The 18,954-nt window shown below is 60.4% G+C and carries 20 protein-coding genes; 10 read left to right on the top strand and 10 right to left on the bottom strand.

Annotated elements, in window-relative coordinates:
• A partial coding sequence (locus RI518_RS04650; RefSeq protein ID WP_310689496.1) for a hypothetical protein occupies positions 1-229 on the bottom strand: 229 nt, incomplete at its 3' end.
• A 66-nt stretch (positions 230-295) separates the two neighbouring features.
• Between RI518_RS04650 and RI518_RS04645 the strand changes: the two genes are divergently transcribed.
• Together RI518_RS04645 and RI518_RS04640 are read left to right on the top strand one after the other, a co-directional pair.
• Positions 296-568, top strand: coding sequence for a type II toxin-antitoxin system prevent-host-death family antitoxin (locus RI518_RS04645; RefSeq protein ID WP_310689495.1), 273 nt, complete (start codon positions 296-298; stop codon positions 566-568).
• Complete coding sequence (locus RI518_RS04640; protein WP_310689493.1) at positions 568-990, top strand: type II toxin-antitoxin system VapC family toxin; 423 nt, start codon at positions 568-570, stop codon at positions 988-990. Before RI518_RS04645 ends, RI518_RS04640 begins: the two co-directional genes overlap by 1 nt.
• A 62-nt stretch (positions 991-1,052) precedes the next feature.
• Here RI518_RS04640 and RI518_RS04635 read toward each other — a convergent pair whose 3' ends face one another.
• From RI518_RS04635 to RI518_RS04625, 3 genes are all read right to left on the bottom strand, one after another.
• A complete protein-coding gene (locus tag RI518_RS04635; protein ID WP_310671387.1) occupies positions 1,053-1,856 on the bottom strand; it encodes an SDR family oxidoreductase in 804 nt (267 codons plus the stop codon).
• A 199-nt stretch (positions 1,857-2,055) separates the two neighbouring features.
• Positions 2,056-3,435, bottom strand: a complete 1,380-nt coding sequence (locus tag RI518_RS04630; RefSeq protein ID WP_310689491.1) for a dihydrolipoamide acetyltransferase family protein — start codon at positions 3,433-3,435, stop codon at positions 2,056-2,058.
• Entirely contained in the window at positions 3,435-5,624 is a 2,190-nt protein-coding gene (locus RI518_RS04625) for a thiamine pyrophosphate-dependent enzyme (RefSeq protein WP_310689490.1), read from the bottom strand. Before RI518_RS04625 ends, RI518_RS04630 begins: the two co-directional genes overlap by 1 nt.
• Positions 5,625-5,800: 176 nt before the next feature.
• On the opposite strand from RI518_RS04625, the gene RI518_RS04620 reads away from it, so the two are divergent.
• From RI518_RS04620 to RI518_RS04600, 5 genes are read left to right on the top strand one after another with little or no spacing between them, the layout of a single operon-like run.
• Entirely contained in the window at positions 5,801-6,325 is a 525-nt protein-coding gene (locus RI518_RS04620; RefSeq protein WP_310671390.1) for a VOC family protein, read from the top strand.
• Between the two features lie 4 nt (positions 6,326-6,329).
• Entirely contained in the window at positions 6,330-7,016 is a 687-nt protein-coding gene (locus RI518_RS04615; RefSeq protein ID WP_310671392.1) for a GntR family transcriptional regulator, read from the top strand.
• Positions 7,017-7,026: 10 nt separating this feature from the next.
• Positions 7,027-8,403, top strand: coding sequence for an NADP-dependent succinic semialdehyde dehydrogenase (locus RI518_RS04610; RefSeq protein ID WP_310671393.1), 1,377 nt, complete (start codon positions 7,027-7,029; stop codon positions 8,401-8,403).
• Between the two features lie 2 nt (positions 8,404-8,405).
• Positions 8,406-9,290 (top strand): NAD(P)-dependent oxidoreductase, encoded by an 885-nt coding sequence (locus tag RI518_RS04605; protein WP_310689489.1) that lies wholly within the window; start codon positions 8,406-8,408, stop codon positions 9,288-9,290.
• A gap of 37 nt (positions 9,291-9,327) precedes the next feature.
• A complete protein-coding gene (locus RI518_RS04600) occupies positions 9,328-10,356 on the top strand; it encodes a 2-dehydropantoate 2-reductase N-terminal domain-containing protein (protein ID WP_310689488.1) in 1,029 nt (342 codons plus the stop codon).
• Between the two features lie 102 nt (positions 10,357-10,458).
• On the opposite strand, the gene RI518_RS04595 is transcribed toward RI518_RS04600, so the two are convergent.
• From RI518_RS04595 to RI518_RS04570, 6 genes are all read right to left on the bottom strand, one after another.
• Positions 10,459-11,793, bottom strand: a complete 1,335-nt coding sequence (locus RI518_RS04595) for a M24 family metallopeptidase (RefSeq protein ID WP_310689486.1) — start codon at positions 11,791-11,793, stop codon at positions 10,459-10,461.
• 121 nt (positions 11,794-11,914) lie between these two features.
• Positions 11,915-12,964, bottom strand: a complete 1,050-nt coding sequence (locus tag RI518_RS04590) for a sugar ABC transporter substrate-binding protein (RefSeq protein ID WP_310671397.1) — start codon at positions 12,962-12,964, stop codon at positions 11,915-11,917.
• Between the two features lie 66 nt (positions 12,965-13,030).
• The gene (locus RI518_RS04585; RefSeq protein ID WP_310689485.1) at positions 13,031-14,056 is read right to left on the bottom strand and encodes an ABC transporter permease; all 1,026 of its coding nucleotides are present in this window, start codon (positions 14,054-14,056) and stop codon (positions 13,031-13,033) included.
• A complete protein-coding gene (locus RI518_RS04580) occupies positions 14,053-15,066 on the bottom strand; it encodes an ABC transporter permease (protein WP_310671400.1) in 1,014 nt (337 codons plus the stop codon). The genes RI518_RS04585 and RI518_RS04580 overlap by 4 nt, the downstream gene beginning before the upstream one ends.
• Positions 15,066-16,589, bottom strand: a complete 1,524-nt coding sequence (locus RI518_RS04575; RefSeq protein ID WP_310689483.1) for a sugar ABC transporter ATP-binding protein — start codon at positions 16,587-16,589, stop codon at positions 15,066-15,068. Before RI518_RS04575 ends, RI518_RS04580 begins: the two co-directional genes overlap by 1 nt.
• A 147-nt stretch (positions 16,590-16,736) precedes the next feature.
• Positions 16,737-17,453: a cupin domain-containing protein gene (locus RI518_RS04570; RefSeq protein ID WP_310671403.1), complete on the bottom strand. Its 717-nt coding sequence runs from the start codon at positions 17,451-17,453 to the stop codon at positions 16,737-16,739.
• Between the two features lie 432 nt (positions 17,454-17,885).
• Here RI518_RS04570 and RI518_RS04565 point away from each other — a divergent pair, with 432 nt between their 5' ends.
• From RI518_RS04565 to RI518_RS04555, 3 genes are read left to right on the top strand one after another with little or no spacing between them, the layout of a single operon-like run.
• Positions 17,886-18,047 (top strand): hypothetical protein, encoded by a 162-nt coding sequence (locus tag RI518_RS04565; RefSeq protein WP_310671404.1) that lies wholly within the window; start codon positions 17,886-17,888, stop codon positions 18,045-18,047.
• Between the two features lie 31 nt (positions 18,048-18,078).
• Positions 18,079-18,465: a pilus assembly protein gene (locus RI518_RS04560; protein WP_310689498.1), complete on the top strand. Its 387-nt coding sequence runs from the start codon at positions 18,079-18,081 to the stop codon at positions 18,463-18,465.
• The gene (locus tag RI518_RS04555; RefSeq protein ID WP_310689482.1) at positions 18,419-18,895 is read left to right on the top strand and encodes a hypothetical protein; all 477 of its coding nucleotides are present in this window, start codon (positions 18,419-18,421) and stop codon (positions 18,893-18,895) included. Before RI518_RS04560 ends, RI518_RS04555 begins: the two co-directional genes overlap by 47 nt.
• Positions 18,896-18,954 lie beyond the last annotated feature (59 nt).

Here is an 18,954-nt window from a genome sequence, read left to right as displayed (position 1 = left end):
GGTAGTTCTTTTTCGCGACAAGGTGTTCGGGGAATCGGGAAAATTCGCCGAGGGATTGCCGATCCCGCCAGTAGTAGATCGAGTTCTGGGTTTTGCCATCGGGGGAGAGCCAGCGCTCAGCCCCCACAAAACCCTCCAGTGATTCGGCGAAAGCGTCGATGGCGTCGTTCAGGCGGTGAAACTCGGCGTCATAGTCACCGGGGGTGAACATGAATTGGGCTAACCACATGGCCTCAGTATCCCAGTCGGCCCGAACAAGGCCGCACGGACCAAATATGCTACAGTGTAGTATATTGTGGATAACAGGGTAGGCATCAGGGAACTTCAGCAGCATGCTTCTGCGGTGATTAATCGTGTTCGAGAAGGCGAAATACTGGTCGTGACCGACCATGGCAACCCAGTAGCGAAGATTATGCCCGCGGGACCCACCACGCTTGCCGAGCTCGCTGAGGCCGGACTGGTGAGTACTCCCGATCGGGACATCACTGCGCTACTCGACCGGATTCCTCGAGGTGAGCCCTCCACTAAAGGCACTGACGCCTTGCGTGAGCTGCGCAAGGAGCAGTAGTGGGGGCTTTATACCTCGACGCCTCGGCGGCAGCCAAGTTAATTGTCGACGAGCCAGAATCGGTTGCATTGGCAGCCTTTATCCGAGAACACTTGGCCAGGCAGCCAGGCCCACGCACCCTGGTCTCTTCCGAGCTCCTGCGCACCGAACTCCTGGCGGTCACGGGGCGTGTGGGGGGAAACCCTGACGACGCACGAATACTTCTTCGCAGTGTTCAGCTCCTGGCCCTGACGACTGCGATCTGTGATGCGGCGGGACGAATCGCCGGCGCAGTGGTCGGTCCCGCACTTGGAAGCCTCGATGCCATTCACCTGGCCAGTGCCCTCACTGTTGTGAGTGACATTGATTGGATCGTGACCTACGACAAGCGATTTCGGGAAACCGCCCGGTCAATGGGTCTTGAGGTCGTTGCACCCGAATGATCCTGGAAAGCAAAGGTCCCGCGGGTTTACCCGCGGGACCTTTGTGATGTGTCGTTGGCGGTTTACTGGTAAACCATGCCTCCGTCGATCATGATCAGCTGACCGGTCATGTAGTCGCTGTCGGCACTGGCCAAGTAGGCGGCGGTGCCGAGAATGTCGTCGGGGTAGGAGTAGCGCTTGAGTTCAATCATGTTGGCCGCGAGGCTGTCCATCGACTGACCGGGCTGCTCGAACTTTCCGATTTCGACCAGGTCTTTATCCAGCTGTTCCCACATTTCTGTGCGCACCACACCGGGGCCGTAGCCATTGACGGTGATGCCGTGGGGGGCAAGAGCCTTGGCTCCACCGCGGATGAGGGCGAGCACCGCGTGCTTGGCCATCGAGTAGGGGATGATGTCATCGAAGGACATCCTGGAGGCAATCGACCCGACGTTGATGATTTTGTAGGGCTCCTCCTGCTTGCCCTGGGCAATCATCTGCTTGGACACTGCCCGCATCACGTTGAACTTGCCCCAGGCGTTGACGTTCATGATGAAGTCGTAGTTTTCCTTGGGGGTATCGGGGAACATGGTCGGCTTGTTCACACCGGCGTTATTGAGCAGGAGGTTGATTTCGCCAAACTCGCTCACCACGTGAGCAACAGCGGCCTCGGCCTGTTCTTCGCTGGTGACGTCGAGGACAAAGTGGGTGGCCTGACCCCCCGCGTCGCGGATCTCCTGGGCAACCTCTTTGATGCCCTCTTGGTTGATGTCTGCCACGCAGATTGCTGCGCCTTGCGCAGCCCAGTTCTTCGCGATCGCTGCACCCATACCCTGGGCGGCGCCGGTGATTAGTGCTTTTCTACCCGCAAGACGTTGCGTGTCCATATTTCTGTCTCCTCGTTGAGCTGGATTGTGGAGTGTGTTGTGGCCCAGTGGGGGGTCAACCCGCCCACTACCGCCGGGTGTTAACTCTCAGCTTACACTCGGTGGTCGGCCGTGCACACTATGTTTTTTCTACTCTCTGGGCTCCAGAGAGTCCAGAAGCGCGTGCCACTGTCGACCAAACGACACCCCGGTGTTCACTCTAAGCAAGCAGTGCCAGGGGGTGTTCGATGTAGTGGCGGAACGCCTTCATCCATTCGGCAGCCAGCGCTCCGTCTACTGCACGGTGATCAGCCGAGAGGTTGACGGTCATCACCGTGCCCGCCACCAGTGAGCCCTGCTCCACCACTGCAGCATCTCGTGCGGCTCCCACCGCGAGGATTCCTGACTGTGGAGGGTTCAGGATGGCCTGGAAGGCGTCCGTTCCATACATCCCCAGGTTGCTAATCGAGAAGCTTCCGCCCTCAATTTCTGCCTGGGTGATCTTGCCATCACGGGCTTTTGAGGCCAACGCATTCACCTGAGCGTTGATTTCGGTGAGGCTCATCGACTCCACCCCGCGCAGAACCGGCGTGAGTAGTCCACCCTCCACGGCAACAGCGATGGCGATGTCGACTCTGTTGAAGTAGCGCAGGGCCTCATCGCGCCAGATGACGTTCGCCTCCGGCACGTCCAGCATGGCTTTCGCGACTGCTTTGATGACCCAGTCATTGACCGAAAGCTTGACACCGGTGGCCTCATTCATTTCGGCGCGAGCGGCCAGCAATTTCTCCACACGACAGTCAGCACCCACATAGAAGTGGGGAACGGTCGTCTTCGATTCGGTCAACCTCCTGGCAATCGCCTTTCGCATACCGGAGTGAGGTCGGTCGGTGTATTCGGCGTCACCGGAGACCATTGCCCCTGGGGATACTGCAGTAGCGGGTGTGACTTGAGCCTGTCCGGCAGGAGCAGGAGCAGGAGCAGCTTGGGCCGGCGCGGCCGGCGCTGAAGTGCCGGCGGCGGCCATCGCCTCAAGGTCTTTCTTGACGATGCGCCCACCAGGGCCCGTTCCCATCACCTGGGTGAGGTCAATTCCTGCCTCCCGGGCCCGCTTTCGCACCAGGGGGCTCGCATAAATGCGCCCACCCGATACCGGAGGAACAGCTCCGCTGTGTGCGGGGGATACCTCTACAGCTGAGGGAGCAGGATCGTCTTGTGGAGCCGGAGCGGGCGCCTCGGCCGAGGCGTCGGTGGCTGGGGCGGCCGGTGTGGCAGCGGGCTCGCTGGCACCACCGGATTGGCCGACCGATTGACCGATTCCTGCTGCGGCGAGAGCCGCATCGATATCATCGTCGGTGTCTCCGGGTGCGGCGAAGACGGCAATGGGTGCGCCGACCTCGACGGTGTCGCCCGGGCCCACGAGGACTCGGGCCAAGCGACCCTGTTCTTCTGCCTGGTAGTCGACGTTTGCTTTTTCGGTTTCGATTTCCGCCAGGGTGTCGCCGACCGAGACGTCGCTGCCTTCTTGCATCATCCACTGCGACAACACGGCTTCGACCGCGCCGGCTAACACTTCGGGCATTCGAATGACGACGGCCATTAGCGCCCCCCTCCTGCGTTGATTCGCGCCTGCTCAAGCCCGGCGGCCACGTCGTCGACACCGGCAATCGCGGCGCTCTCGAGGACCTTCGAGATGCTGGGGGAGGCTTCTTGACCGCTGACTCGCATGACCGGCTGGTCGAGGTGGTCGAAGAAGCGTCGCTGAATCTCATCGGCGAGCCAGCCGCCATAGGAGGTGCCCCTGGCGCCCTGTTCGACAATCATCACCGCGTTGGTCTTGGCAATGCTCGTCTCAATGGTGGACCAGTCGATACTCGCCTGGTCCAAAAAGCGCAGGTCGATAATTTCGGCGTCGACACCGGTCTGTTCGGTGGCACTGAGGGCTTTGTGCACCATGGAGAGGTAGCTCAACACGGTGACCTCGGCGCCTTCGCGGACCACCCGCGCAGTTCCAAAGGGAATCTGGTAGTCCAGATCGCCCGCAGGAATGGTGCCCTTATCGCCGTAGAGCTCGACGTGCTCAATCATCAGCACCGGGTCATCACAGGCCAACGCAGCGTTCATCATGCCGACGTAGTCGTGGGGGTTTGATGCCGCCATGATGCGCCATCCCGGTGCGGTCGCAAAGATTCCCGCGGGGTCCATCGAGTGCTGGGATCCGTAACCGGTCCCCATGGCTACTTTGGTGCGAAGCACCAGTGGTACCGGGGATTCGCCGCCAAACATGTGTCGGGCCTTACCGATTTGATTAAACACCTGGTCTGCCGCGACCCACAAGAAGTCGGGGTACATAAATTCGACCACCGGGCGGAAGCGACCATCGAGAGCCATTCCCCCTCCCAGGCCGACAAAAGCGTTCTCACTAATGGGGGTTCCCAGGATGCGCCCGGGATACTTTTCGGTCAAACCCTTGGTGGCACCGTTGGTGCCGCCTTTTAGTCGGTGAACGTCTTCGCCGAGGACGACAATGCGCTCGTCGAGGCCCATCCGGCGGTCCATCACCGCGGCGACCGCGTCGACGAAGCGGACCTCCTCGACCTCGCCGGGCTGGCCTGCCTCCCGGGTATTGGCCCCCGCGAGTTCGCTGAGGTCGCCGCGAACACCCACGTTCACAAAGTCGGTGCTCGGCCACAGGTCGGGTTTGATGCGGCGCACTCCGGCTTTACCGGCCGGGTCCTGCTCGACCAGTTCAGCGGCCGCCTGAGCCATCGCCGACTGCGCCTCGGCGCGAAGCTGCGCGACCTCGTCTTCGGTAATCAGCCCTCGGGTGATCATTTCACTGGCAACCCGGGTCAGTGGGTCGCGCTCGCGCCAGGAGGCTTCTTCTTCTTTGCTGCGGTAGCCAAAGGCCGAACCGGGGAAGGCACCGTTTTGGTGGAAGAAGCGGTAGACCTCTGCTTCGACGACGACGGGGCCCTTACCGGAGCGGGCAATCTCGGCGGCCTTCTGCATCGTGAGGTGCACGGCCAGCGGATCCATGCCGTCCACCTGCAGAGAAGTGATCCCAAAGCCGACTCCGCGACCGGAAAGCCGGGGCTCTCCGGTGGCTTCCTCGACCGTCGTGGAGACCGCGTAGAGGTTGTTTTCGATGAAGAAGACCAGCGGCACATCCCACGCGGACGTGAGGTTCATGCTCTCCAGGACAGATCCGATGTTGACCGCTCCGTCACCGAAGTAGGTGACGGTGAGGTCATCGGTTCCGGCGTGTTGTTGGGCCCAGGCGTTTCCCGCGGCCAGCGGAACACCGCCGCCGACGATGGCGTTGGTTCCCAACGCGCCAGCTTCGTGCCACTGCAGGTGCATGGAGCCGCCTCGACCCTTACAGAAGCCTTGAGCGAGGCCGAGAATTTCGGCGAGTGTTTTCTGCAACACGGTCTGAATTTCCGGTGTGACCGGGGAGTTCTTATCGAAGCCTTGCGGCGCGACATAGCCGAGGGCTTTGGCAAGGAATTGGTGGTGGCCACGGTGTGAGCCGTTAATGGCGTCGGTGGCGCGCAGTCCGACGACGGAGCCTACTGCGCCTCCTTCTTGGCCGACCGACGAGTGTGCGGGCCCGTGGACGAGCCCTTCGCCGGCGAGTTCGAGCACGGTCTCTTCGAAGGCACGGATGAGGTGTAGTTGCACGAGCATGGAGTGCAAGAGTGTGGGGTCCGCGCTATCCCAGTCGGATTTGTCGGAACTGATGTGCACCCAGGGTTCAAGCGGGTGAAGTTTCTTTTCTTTCGCCACAGTGGCCTTCTTCCGTGTCCGGCTCGCGGCGACGCCGCGTGGGTCCCTTCATTGGGGTCGCTGACACGGTACACCAGATAGTATCCAATGTCACCCTTTTTTTGGGAGAAAGGCTGGCGCTTCCGCGTAGTTGCCGTCATACTGGATGCAATCAGCGAGACATGAGGGAGTGTCTGATGCCATTACCGGGAATGCGCGGCACCGATCACATCGGCTTCACCGTGCCCGATCTCGACCAGGCCGAGCGCTTCTTCGTCGACATCATCGGATGCCAGCGCGTCTACGCGCTGGGGCCCTTCGAGCGTGACGATAACTGGATGAATGAGCAACTCAATGTTCACCCGCGCTCGGTCATTAGAGAAAACCGGCACTTTCGCTGCGGCTTTGGCACCAACTTCGAAATCTTCGAGTGGATCACCCCGGAACCGCCCGCACCACAACCCAAAAATTCGGACATCGGTGGCCACCACCTCGCGTTCTACGTCGATGACTTAGACGAGGCGATCGGGTTCCTCACAGACCATGACGTTGAGGTGTTGGGTGAGCCGGTGGAGAGCAAACAAAACGCTACCGGGCAGCGCTGGATTTACTTCCTCACTCCGTGGGGCATGCAGTGCGAACTGGTCAGCTACCCCGACGGCAAAGCCTACGAAGCAGACAGCGACGTCATCATGTGGAATCCGACGAAACCGGGAGAATAGGCGCGTGAGTGAAACCACCCCGGCAGTGCGCGATGGCTCAGCGAGCCATCGCATCGCCGAGGCGGTCCGACAGGCAATCCTCTCCGGCGAATACCAACCGGGGGAGAGGATTGTTCAAGAAGATCTCTCCGAGCGCTACGGCGGATCCCGCATTCCCGTCCGAGAGGCACTGCGCCAGCTGGAAAGCGAAGGCCTGGTGCGCTTGGTGGCCAATACGGGCGCGTGGGTTCAAAGCCTCACCCTCGCGCAGTGCTCCGAGGTCTATCAAACGCGCGAGCGAATCGAGCCCCTCCTGCTTCGCCACTCAGCCGAATACTTCACCGACAGCGTGATCGCCCAGATGGCGAGCTTGGCCCACGAGATGGAGCAGACCGACGACCTCGAAGTGTTTCTCGACCTCGATCGTCAATTTCACTTTGCCACCTACCGGGCGGAAGGCACTTACGTGCTGGGTGATCTCGTGACCCAACTGTGGAATACGACTCAGCCCTATCGCCGCGCCTACACCGGATCTGTCGATCGTGAACACATGCGTCTTTACCACGACGACCACCACATGCTGGTGCGCGCCCTGCGCGATGGTGATCTCGAACTCGCCGAACAGGTCGTCGCCATTCACATCCGCCGCACCCGAGTAAACCTCGAGCGCCACCCCGAGATTTTCCCCGAACCAGACCCCAACACAGGATGAGAGTAAGAACATGGCAATAGCTGTCGTCAACCCCGCTACCGGCGAAACCGTGGAAACCTTCGGCGATCACAGCGCTGAGGAAATCGAAGCCCGCGTGGTCAAAACAGAAGCTGCCTACCAGGCACTGAAAGCCACCGATTATGCCCAGCGTGCCGTGTGGATGAAAAAAGCGGCGGACATCCTCGAAGAGGAAGTCGATGAGCTAGCCACAATGCTGACCATCGAGATGGGTAAGCCCATCGCCCAGTCGGTCGGTGAAGTCCTCAAGTGTGCAAAAAACGCCCGCTTCTACGCCGAAAACGCCCACAAATTTCTCGCCGATGAACCCCTCGAGGACCCCAGCATCGTGGGTGCTTCCACGGCTTACCTGCACTACCAACCCCTCGGTGTCGTCCTGGCCGTAATGCCCTGGAACTACCCTCTGTGGCAGGTCATTCGCTTCGCTGCTCCCGCACTCATGGCCGGGAACACTGGGCTGTTAAAGCACGCCTCCAACGTTCCCCATTCGGCGCTCTATCTGGATTCCCTGTTCACCCGCGCCGGTTTCCCCGACGGGTCCTTCACCACAATCCTCACCGGTTCGGCCCCGATCGCCGGACTGATCGAAGATCGTCGGATCAAAGCCGTCACCCTCACCGGCTCAGAACCCGCCGGTCGTGCCGTGGCCGGACAGGCTGGGGCACACATCAAGCCCGCCGTCATGGAGCTCGGTGGCTCCGACGCCTTCATCGTGATGCCCTCTGCCGACATCGAGCAGGCCTCCACCGTGGCCGTCACGGCGAGAATCAACAACAACGGCCAGTCCTGCATTGCCGGTAAACGCTTCGTCGTCCACGCCGACGTGTACGACGAGTTCATGGAGAAGTTCGTCGCCAAAATGTCCGCACTGGTGGTGGGCGACCCCATGGAGGAAGCCACCCAGGTAGGGCCCCTCGCCACGGAGCGGGGACGCGATGAAATCGCAGAACTGGTCGACGACGCACGCGACAAAGGCGCCACCATTCGCACCGGAGGCAAAGCCCCCGAACGCGCCGGGTGGTTCTACGAACCCACTGTTGTGGATGACCTGAAGCCCGGCATGCGCCTGGTGATGGAGGAAGCGTTTGGCCCAGTCGCCAGCGTCTACAGGGTGTCCTCACGCGAAGAGGCAGCTGAAGTGGCCAACCAGACCACGTTCGGTCTCTCGTCAGCGCTGTGGACCACTGACGCCAGCGATGAAGACTACTTCATCAAAAACATCGAAGCCGGAGCAGTGTTCGTCAACGGGATGACCATTTCCTACCCGGAGCTGCCCTTCGGTGGGGTGAAAGATTCCGGCTTCGGTCGTGAATTGGGTGCCCCGGGAATCCGGGAGTTCTGCAACTTTAAGACGGTCTGGAGGAGCTAGCCATGGCCAAGGTGGGATTCCTCGGACTAGGTTCCATGGGTCAAGCCATGGCTACCCGCCTGGTCGATGCCGGACACGAGGTTGTTGTCTGGAATCGCTCCGAGGCACCCCGAGTGCAGATGGAGCAGGCAGGGGCCACCGCGGTAGATCATCCTGCGAAAGCCCTCGCAGTGGACGTGTCCGTATCGATGCTTGCCAACGACCAGGCTGCCGATGCGGTGTTGTCAGAAGAACACCTTCCCGACCACCGCATCGTGCACGCCAACATGGCTTCGGTCAGTCCCGATATGGGTCAGAGCCTGGCGGAGCGCTTCTCCTCACACGGGCACGGCTATGTGGCCTCGCCGGTGCTCGGTCGACCCCATGTCGCCGCAGCGGGGGGACTCAATATCTTGGCCGGTGGCCAGGCGGCTGATATCGAGGCCCTCCAACCGTTTTATGACGTGATGGGGGCGCGCACCTGGCCGATGGGAGAGGATCCGCGAACGGCAAACCTGGTGAAAATAGCGGTCAACTACAACATCATTCACGCCATTCAGGCGCTCGCCGAATCGGTGGCACTGACCACCGCGGCGGGGGTGAAACCCCAGGACTTTGTCGAAGTTCTCACGAACACGCTCTTTGGCGGTGTGGTCTACAGCGGATACGGCAATCTGGTGGCCGAGCGCGAATACCTGCCACAGGCTTTCTCGTTGGAGCTTGGGTTGAAAGACCTCGGATTGGCAGAGTCGGCAGCGAACGCGGCCGGCATCACCCTGCCGACCAGTTCCGCATTGCGGGCGGTGTTCGATGAGGCACTCGAACAACCCGATTTGGCGGATAAGGATTGGTCGGCGTTGGCTGAGATTACGCTCAGTCAGCTGGGCGAATCCAGAGAGAACAGTTAGCCGGGTTGTGGTTGAAGCCAGATTGTAGGGAGAGAAGATGAGAGTGGCTTTTTGTGGTGCAGGGGCGGTCGGAGCATCGCTTAGTGCCGACATGATCAACGCCGGTGTCGACGTCACCGTCATTGACCCCTGGGCCCCACACGTCGACGCAATCCGCGAATCGGGGTTGAGTGTGAACATGCCGACCGGCACCGAACACACCGCGTTTCATCCGTACCACCTCTATGACGTTCCCACACTGCGGGGAACCTTCGACATTGTCTTCACCGGGGTGAAGTCTTACGACACCAGGTGGGTTGCCGAACTGATGAGACCGTTGATGGGGCCGGATTCGGTGTTTGTGGGCACCCAAAACGGGATGACCATTGATGACGTCTCCGAGATTCTGGGACCCGAGCGGACAGTGGGCTGTGTGGTGGGAATTGCGGCCAATATGCCACAGCCCGGTCTGATCAACCGGGAAGTGACCCGCGAGGGCACCTGGTTGGCCGTGGGGTCTCTGGATGGAGCCATTACCGACCGGGTGCGACAGGTCCACGAGGTGCTCTCTCACGGCGCTCAGGTGGAAATTACCCACGACATTCGCTCCGCGAAGTGGATGAAGCTTTTGGCCAACATTCCAGAGATGTTGCCCTCAGGAATTCTCGGAGCACCGCTGGTGGAGGCCGCCGGAAACCCCACCATTCGACAGGCGATGGATCAGGCCTCCATCGAGGCCTATGGTCTGGCGAAAGCCCTCGGTGTGACGTTTATGCCCTCGCTCGGCATTACCGCCGAGGAGATGCCCGACTCGGAGCAGTACGCACTCGATCTCCTCGACGCCGTTCTGGCACGTTTTTCCCAACCCACTACCCGTGTTGCTGTCCTTCAAGACTGGGACAAAGGTCGCCGGGCGGAGTTGGATGCGTTTTGTGGCTATGTGGTGAAAAAGGGCAAAGAAATCGGGATGCCCACACCGGTAAACGAAGCCATACTCGACATCGCCCACAGGATTGAATCCGGTGAACTAACTCCCTCCTGGGACAACCAGGACCTTCTGGTCGCCGCGGGTGAAGCCGGTAACTAGCGAACCCAGCACCTCACACGCTCAGACACAACGAAAGAGCCCTCCCCATCGAAGGGGAGGGCTCTTTTTACTCTCTGGGGTCCTCTGTCTGCCTCGCCCTGTTTAGTAGGGGTTGGCGACGAAGAGTTCTTGTGCGGGGAATCTGGTGAGGACTTGGGCTCCGTTTTTGGTCACGACGACTTCTTCTTCGATGCGTGCTGCGGAGATGCCGTCGGGGGCGGGGCAGTAGGTCTCCAGGGCGAAGACCATGCCTTCTTGGATTTCTACTGGGTTGGTCATGGAGTTCAGTCGGGAGATGATGGGGCGTTCGTGGAGGCCGAGTCCTAGTCCGTGGCCGAATTGGAGTCCGAAGGCTTCCATTTCGTTGGGGAACCCGAATTCGGTGGCTTTGGGCCAGAGGGCGGCGACTTCGTCGGTTCCGACACCGGGGGCGACTTTCGCAATCGCGGCATCCATCCATTCGCGGGCTTTGGTGTAGGCGTCGTGTTGGAAGTGGTTAGAGCTTCCGACACTAAATGTGCGGTAGTAGCAGGTGCGGTAGCCGTTAAACGAGTGGATGATGTCGAAGAAGGCTTGATCTCCGGGTCGAATGATTTTGTCGGTGAAGTTGTGCGGGTGTGGATTACACCTCTCACCGGAGACCGAGTTGATGGCTTCAACCTGGTCGGAGCCTAGTTCGTAGAGACGTTTCGCGGCGAGAGCAACGATCTCGTTTTCGCGAATGCCGGGTTTCAACACGTCGACAATGTTTTGGTAGACACCATCGACCATGGCGGCTGCTTGGGAGAGCAGCATGATCTCGTCGACGTTTTTGATGGCCCTGGCACCCAACATGTCTTGTTGGATGTCTCGAACGTCGAGGCCCTGTGCTTGCATTTCGAAGAGGAATGCGGGCTCGACGATGTCGACACCGATGGGGTCATTGACGACTCCGGCGTCGGTGAGCATGTTTTTGATGTGCGTGACGGCTTCTTTCATGAGGCCCACTTCGGGGTGGATAGCGCCTCGAAGTCCGAGCATGCCGGCGTGGGAGTGGCCTTCCTCCAACCAGGGGGCAAACAGGCGGTGGTGTTTCGCCGCGGAGCCGAAGTCCCAAATGTGGGGGTTGCCATCGGGCATCAGGAGGGCGTAGCGCGACATTTTGTCGCCCAGTGCACCACCGATCCAGGTTTGGGTGACGTAGCGGATGTTGTAAAAGTCGAACAGGAGGAACGCACCACACTCGGACTGGTTGAGCGCATCCATCGCCCGGCCAAGCCGGTAGTCGCGCAAGCGGTGGAAGTCCACTCGTGCTTCGAAGTCGACGGCCATTGTGCCGTGCGCGGGGATTTGACGGTTGGCGAAGTCCAAGGCGGGAATCAGGGGAGCTGGAGCAGCTTCACGCGATGCGTGGGTCTCAACAGCGGCGGCCTGATCAGTGGAGAGCGAGTCAGACATGGTCTCAATTCGTGTGGTTGGTGGTGTCGTGGTCTGGGTCGTGCGGGTCATGCGATGGTGTTGTGGGTGGGGTGACAAAACACCCCACCCACAACATTTTCACCGAAGTGAAATTAGTGGTTTACCACTCGGGAGCGACCTCTGGGTCGTCCGCGTTTTCAGCAGTCACCTTCACAGAAGGCATGTATGCGGTGACGCGGTCGCCCTGGGCGATCTCTCCGGTGAGTACGCGGTGCATGTACTCGGGAGCGTTCTCACCCTCCCAGCCCGAGGACTGGAACACGGTGCCGTACATCTTGCCCTCTTTTACTAGGGGGTTTCCGAGGACGGTGTTACCGATACCGGTGATGTAGTACTCACTTGCATCCTCACCGAGAGCCTCCAAGGCCTTGACGGCCCCGTCGACCATGCTGTCGTCGGCTGCGTAGATGCCGCCGATGTTCTCGACACCTTCAGCAGCGAGCATTTCTGCAGCGACCTGCTGTGCTCCCGCGGGAGTCCAGTCGGCGTTCTGCTCAGCAACGATGGTCACGTTCGGGCAGTTTGCCTCAACGTGGTCGGTGAAACCATTGTCGCGGTCGATTGCAGTTCCGTTTCCGGCTGCACCGTTGACCTGGATAATGTTCACCTCTTCGTCGCCCACTGCCTCACACATCAGTTCGGCAGAAGCTTTGCCCTGGCCGTAGGTGTCAGGACCCGAGTAGCCGTAGGTCAACGGGGCGTCGGCGGGACCAACGTCAGTGTTGATGACCCAGACCGGGATACCAGCGTTGTCAGCCAACACCAGGCAGGGGCGCACCGCGTCACTCACGGCGGGCCACAGCATGATGCCGTCGGGCTGTGCGGCAACGGCGGTTTCACACTCAGCCTGCTGCTTTACGGCGTCGTAACCCGAGTTGGTGAGCGTAATGTTGATGCCGAGCGCTGCTGCGTTCTCCTGCAATGGCTCGATCAGGGTGCTTCCGTACGCCTGGTCGTTTCCTTGCGGGAAGAGTGCGTACACCTCGAACTCTTCGGCGGCCGCCTCCTCAGTGGTGGCCTCCTCAGTGGTGGCTTCCTCGGTGGTGGGTTCCTCCGTGGCAGCTTCCTCAGCCGAAGCACATCCGGCGAGGGTGAGTCCAGCAACAGCGAGCAAGCCCGCCATTCCCAGTGACTTTCGTGATTTGAACATCAAGTAGCCTCTCCTCTTTCTTTCTCTGTGATTTCGGCCTCCGGGAGGAGACCGTGGTTGCTCCGCTTAACTTGGTGCAACCTTCGCGCGTTTCGAGAGTGCCGAGCGCAGTTTCTCGATAAGCGCGCGAAGACTAGTGGGGTCGGTAATTACTGCCAGGAGCAGGATCGCTCCGATGAGTGTGTTTTGAACCGGAACTTGAATTCCGGACATTAAGAACGTGGTTTGCAGCATGCCCAGCGCGGTCGCTCCCAGCAGGGTTCCCACGATCGAGCCCTTACCGCCCTTGAGGTAGTTGCCGCCAATAATGGCCGCCGCAAAACTACTGAGCAGAACATTCGAGCCCGCGTCCGGCGATGCCGTGGTCAGGGTGAGGGTATAAATCACGCCGGCGAGGGCGGACACGAAGCCGGAGATGATGAACCCGGTAAAGATGCGCCTCTTGACGGGAATTCCCGAATCGTAGGCCGCTTGCCGATTACCCCCGACCGCGAAGAATTCCCGGCCTGCCTTCATGCGTGTGACAAACAACTGGAGCGCAATGAATACGAGGAAGAAGAGCAAAATTCGCGGAGTGAGTGGTCCGAGAACCGGCTGGCTGAAGAGGATGCCGGCATCCTGGTTTTGGAGGTTCACGGGCTCCTCACCCGAGAGCACGAACGCGAGGCCGCTGAGGCCAAAGAGCATCCCGAGGGTCGCAATGAAGGAGGCGATTCCGACAATGGCGACGAAAAACGCATTGACGATGCCGACCGCGATGCCTGTCAGCAGTGCCACGGGAATCGCGATGCGAAGATCCGGGATGACCGCGACGATCACACCAGAAGCCGCGAGTGTGCTGGCCACACTCAGATCGAGCTCACCCATCAGGATGACCGCCGTGAGTCCGAGCGCGACCAAACCGATGAGCGCAATTCGGCCGAGCGTCACGGGGTAGGCGGTGAATACGAGGGGTTCGTAAAAGACCACCACAAGCGAAATGACGGCCAGCAGGATGACTGCACGACCCTCCGTGCGCCTCCTCACAAAAGCCTTTAGTTTGGGACCAAGCCCGGGCTTTTGCAGGTTTCCGAGTTCCATGGTTTGCGTCATTGCTGTCCCAACTTTCGTGACAGGACGTCGAGAGTGACGGCCAAAAGGATGAGCACTCCCAGAGCCAGCTGCTGGAAGCCGAAGGTGAAGCCGAGCAACGTCAACACGTTGTCGAGAACGCTGACGAAGATGACTCCCAGGAGTGTTCGGAGCACGCTCCCGCGCCCTCCAAAGACACTGGTACCGCCGATGATGATGGCCCCCAGTGCTTTGAAGTCAAACCCCTGGGCCATCGTCGACACGGCGGTGTTGGAAAAGGCCGCGAAGACAAACCCGGCGATCATGGCCGCTAACGCGGTCACTAAGAAGGCCCCGACGATGACCATGTCGGTGTTCACTCCACCGAGGCGGGTAGCCCGCTCATTGACCCCGAAGGACTTGACCAAAAATCCGAAGTTGGTGCGGGTGAGCACCAAAGACAGCACCAGTGTTAACCCGAGGAACACGAAGGCCGAGTAGGGGACCGGCCCGACTTTGCCGGATCCGAATACGTCCATGGGGCCGTCCGGGGGTCCAAAGAAAATCGAGCCACCGGAAAAGTACCGAAGCAGACCCAGACCGATATACGTGGTCGCGAGGGTCACGATTACCGCGTTGGCTTTGAATAGCCCAACCGCTAGGCCATTGACCAGGCCGTACAAAATGGCCGCTCCGGTAGCGGCCAGGGCGGCCACTCCGAGGCCATATTCGCTTCCTACCGCGAGGAAAATGACTCCCGATGTCGCCACTTGGGCCACGACGGAGAGGTCGAGGTAGTTGCCACTGATGACGACGAAGGTCATCCCCACCGCGACGATCCCCAAAGGCACCGCGCGGTTGAGAATGTTGGTGACGTTGTCCAGCGAGCCGAAACCGTTCACGAAGAACGCCGCGAAGACGGCCAAGACCACCAGGAACAAGAACACCCCGTTTTGGGTCAGCCACAGCCCCACGCCCGATGTCTTTTTCGGGGCTTCTTGAGCGACCACCTCGGTCAGAGCAATCTGCTCGGTCAGTGATTCTTTCGCCATTACGCACCCACCAATTTCTCTCCAGAGGCGAGTGACATCACTGCCTTTTCCGTCGCATCCTGGTGCCCGATTGAGCCCTGAATCTTTCCGTCTCGTACGACGTGAATCGTGTCGGAGAGCTCGAGCAGCTCAGGAAGGTCGGAGCTCACAATCAACACCGCCGTGCCCTGATCGGCGAGCTCTTTAATCAAGCGGTGAATCTCTGCTTTGGCTCCGACATCAACACCGCGGGTGGGTTCGTCGAGAACCATGACCGCAGGCCGGCGACCCAACCACTTGGCAATCACGATTTTCTGCTGGTTTCCCCCGCTGTACTGTCCGGCCTCGCGCTTAATTTCCGGCGGTCGCAAGCCGACTTGCTCGGCGAGACGCTGGGCGAAGGTGCGGATCTTTTTGATCTGTTGAAAACCCGCAGTGGAGAGCTCTTTGCGGTTTGGCAGGTTGATATTTTCTGCGACCGTCATGGTCAGCGCGAGACCATCGACGCGACGCTCCTCGGGAATGTACCCCACCCCGGCCCGAATAGCAGATTGGTACGAACTGATGATCCGGGTTTTTCCGTCGACGGTAATCGTGACCCGACCGGATTTGCGGGCATCGGCACCGATGATTGCTCGGACTATTTCGGTCCGTCCGGCACCGACCAGTCCCCCGAGACCCACGATTTCGCCCGCCCGAACCTCGAGATCGACGTCATCGACGCTGGGCGCCCGAATTCCTTCTGCTTTCAACACGACATCGCTGGGCGTGGCGTCGCGGTGTGATCCGAGGTCCTTTTTCAGCTCGCGACCGACCATCTGGTCCACGACACCCTCCGGCGTGCTCTCAGCCACCGCGGTCACCGACACCCGCTTGCCATCTCGAAGAATGGTCACGTTGTGACAGATTCGAAACACTTCGGGGATTCGGTGGGAGATGTAGACGATCGCCATGCCGCGCCCCGCAAGACGCTGGAGCATTTCGAGCAAGTAGTCGGTCTCCGCCGGAGTGAGTGTTGCAGTGGGCTCGTCCAGGATGAGCACTTTGGGTTTGCGGGCCACCGCACGAGCAATTTCGACAAACTGGCGAAGAGCGACCGAAAGGCGCGAGATTCGCTCGTCGAGGTCGACGCTGACACCGATTTCCTCGAGCGCTGAGCGAGCGATGTTTTTCATTTCCGAAAAATTGGTGAATCCCAGTGTTGTCGGCGCCGAGCCGAGCAAAATGTTCTCGGCAACAGTCATTTCCGGCACGAGTGAGAGCTCCTGGTGGACCAGGGAGACTCCGAGGTCGATGGACTCTTTCGCGCCACCTTCGAGCTTTACTCCGTCGACGATTACCGAGCCCGAATCTTGTTGGTGCACACCGGCAAGGACCCGCATCAGCGTGGATTTGCCCGCCCCGTTTTCGCCGACTACCGCGTGGATTTCCCCGGGATATACCTCAATGGACACATCGTCGACGGCAATCGCTCCGCCGAATTTCTTCACGATGCTGTGGGCTTCGATGACTGGCCCGGTCGATGAGGACGCAGAAGGTGTCACGTCTGGGGCTCCTTTGCCTAAGTGTGCACGGCCCACATGCTGGGCTGTGCGCCAAGTGTAAACACAGACATAACACCATGTCCACTGACGGTTGCAGATTTACCGAAACGTTATCTATTGCAGAACGCTTCTCAGTGCGCGGAAGGCTTAAAAGTCGTGCCCGTTACGGTGGCCCACGGCGGCAGAATTACTGGTCTCACCCTCGGTGTTTTCGTCGCGGTCCGAGACGAACCACACCGCCCGAACCTCGTCGGGGCCCGAATTCCAAAAACGGTGGGGAATGCGCGAATCGAACGCCAGTGAATCTCCCGGTCCGAGCAGCGCTTCACTAAATCCAATCTGAACGTTCAACACACCCGAGAGAATGACGCCGTATTCCCGGCCAGAGTGGCGAATGTAGTCCTCGGGGGGTTCGCCGCCAGGATTTGGCGCGTACACCACTTCCAAAAATTCGCAGGCTTCTTCGGGTTTGGCCGTCAGCCGCTCCCACCGCGGCCCCGACTGGAGCTTCAAAGTGGGGCGAGATCCGCGGCGCAGCACGATGCCCGACTCATCGAGAGGGCCACCCTCCGCCGTCACATCCGCTTCGTCTGGCGGCGCCAGGAGGGGCCCACCCTCTGGGGTGCTGGCCTCTTCAAAAAGGCTGTCCATCGACACACCCAGGATGCTCACCACGTTGTAGAGGGATCGGACACTAAAAGACGCGAGACCGCGCTCCACCTGCGACACGTGGCTCGCGGACACATCGACCCGTCGCGCCAGCTCCCGCACGCTCATTCCCATGACTTCACGCGCCGCTCGGATGCGGTCTCCCACGACGGCCCACTCCTGGGTTGCATCGGTTGTCGCCTCGGTGCCAGTCACCAGGGTGTCCTTTCCGTCTACACGAATTAACGCGTCAACACTCTACGCCTGTTCTGCCCTGCAACACGCTACTAGGTAGGCCAAGCCCTACCTGGAGCGAACGGTGCCCCGATAGAGGGTCGACCCGGACGGCGGAAGGAAAGCCTGCGCATTAGTGTTCCCTGTCTCGCGTGTGGTCGTGATCCCGCTGTGCGAGGTGGCGCTCATGCCCCTCACATCGCGCAACACGTCGAGGGGTATCGTTTGTCGTCGCCATGAAGCACTGAAGCCCCGACATGGTCGAGGCTTCAGGCAGACAACGTTCCGGAATCCAGCCCGTCGTTCCTCCGGTGTACACCTGTCGAGGCATGTGAATCTGGCTTGGGGATAACTTCCCCCGGGTGGTGTCGGCCTTTCTTACGCTGTGGGCAACCGGTAGGAAGGGGAAAAGCCATGAACACATTCGAGAACCGCCCCGGAGAAAGGGGTGACGTTCCGGGTTGGGTCCTGATCACCCTGATGACGGCGGGGCTCGTGATTGTGATTTGGTCGGCTGCGGGTCCCGCTCTGGCCGGAGTGTTCGAACAAGCCATCTCTCGTGTCACGTCGTTTTAGTACCCGCACGGATGATGCTCGCCCCCCAGGGGTGAACAGCGAGTCTCCCGAGCGGGGTAATGCCCCCGCCGAATTCGTGTTGGTCTCAGGCCTTCTTGTCGCACTCGCGCTCGCAACGATTCACGTCACCCTGGTCGTCCACGTGCGACACACCCTTCACGCCTCGGCGTGGGAGGGCGCCCGGCTCGCCAGCTACTACAACGCCACATCAGAAGACGGGGCTGAATTGACCAGGCGACTCATCATCCAGGGGCTTGGACCAGGCTACGCGCAGAGCGTTGATGCCGGGCAGATAACGGTGGCGGGGCAACCCGTTTCTCTCGTGAGCGTCGTGGCGCCCCTTCCCACAGTGGGTTTGTGGAGTGTGGGTGGTGAGATTCGTGTGGAAGCCACCGCCCCACTGGAGCGACCCGACTAATCGTCGGGAATTAGACGCAGGCCGGGCCTCGCTGGAGTTCCTGGTCGCCGGAGTGGTTCTCTTCATCCCTCTCGTACTACTCACCGTGTCGCTGTGGGGACTGCAACAGGCGGCGCTCGCCACTGATGCCGCTGCCCGCCATGGGGTGCGAGTCTTCACCCAACACACAGCGCTCTCCAGCGCAGTGCCGGGCACCCAGCGGGCGATTTCCGACGCCCTCGAGGCGTTCACCATCGATCACGACGTTGCCGTGTCTCTTCGCTGTCGACCCACGAGTGGTTGTTTGGATCCGGGAAGTTGGGTCGAAATTACCGTCGTGGCCGACGTCCCGCTGGGCGCCATTCCGCTCATCCCCGCCGCCCTGCCCGTGAGCGTTCCCATCACCGGTGTGGCTTCAGCGCAGGTCTCTGACTACCGGGGTGACCCGTGATTCGCAAGTGTGCGGGGGAGCGCGGCTGGACTGGGCAGTTCAGCCCAGAGCGGGGTTCC

This window comes from Pontimonas sp., from assembly GCF_031581085.1.
Classification (GTDB): domain Bacteria; phylum Actinomycetota; class Actinomycetes; order Actinomycetales; family Microbacteriaceae; genus Pontimonas.
The sequence above is the reverse complement of the archived record's forward strand: the minus strand, read 5'-3'. Positions and strand labels throughout refer to the sequence as shown.

What these genes read in the sequence shown, in the direction of transcription:
- RI518_RS04635 (WP_310671387.1), bottom strand. Translation starts at nt 1,856, where the DNA reads ATGGACACGCAACGTCTTGCGGGTAGAAAAGCACTAATCACCGGCGCC.
- RI518_RS04630 (WP_310689491.1), bottom strand. Translation starts at nt 3,435, where the DNA reads ATGGCCGTCGTCATTCGAATGCCCGAAGTGTTAGCCGGCGCGGTCGAA.
- RI518_RS04620 (WP_310671390.1), top strand. Translation starts at nt 5,801, where the DNA reads ATGCCATTACCGGGAATGCGCGGCACCGATCACATCGGCTTCACCGTG.
- RI518_RS04610 (WP_310671393.1), top strand. Translation starts at nt 7,027, where the DNA reads ATGGCAATAGCTGTCGTCAACCCCGCTACCGGCGAAACCGTGGAAACC.
- RI518_RS04605 (WP_310689489.1), top strand. Translation starts at nt 8,406, where the DNA reads ATGGCCAAGGTGGGATTCCTCGGACTAGGTTCCATGGGTCAAGCCATG.
- RI518_RS04600 (WP_310689488.1), top strand. Translation starts at nt 9,328, where the DNA reads ATGAGAGTGGCTTTTTGTGGTGCAGGGGCGGTCGGAGCATCGCTTAGT.
- RI518_RS04595 (WP_310689486.1), bottom strand. Translation starts at nt 11,793, where the DNA reads ATGTCTGACTCGCTCTCCACTGATCAGGCCGCCGCTGTTGAGACCCAC.
- RI518_RS04590 (WP_310671397.1), bottom strand. Translation starts at nt 12,964, where the DNA reads ATGTTCAAATCACGAAAGTCACTGGGAATGGCGGGCTTGCTCGCTGTT.
- RI518_RS04585 (WP_310689485.1), bottom strand. Translation starts at nt 14,056, where the DNA reads ATGACGCAAACCATGGAACTCGGAAACCTGCAAAAGCCCGGGCTTGGT.
- RI518_RS04580 (WP_310671400.1), bottom strand. Translation starts at nt 15,066, where the DNA reads ATGGCGAAAGAATCACTGACCGAGCAGATTGCTCTGACCGAGGTGGTC.
- RI518_RS04565 (WP_310671404.1), top strand. Translation starts at nt 17,886, where the DNA reads ATGAACACATTCGAGAACCGCCCCGGAGAAAGGGGTGACGTTCCGGGT.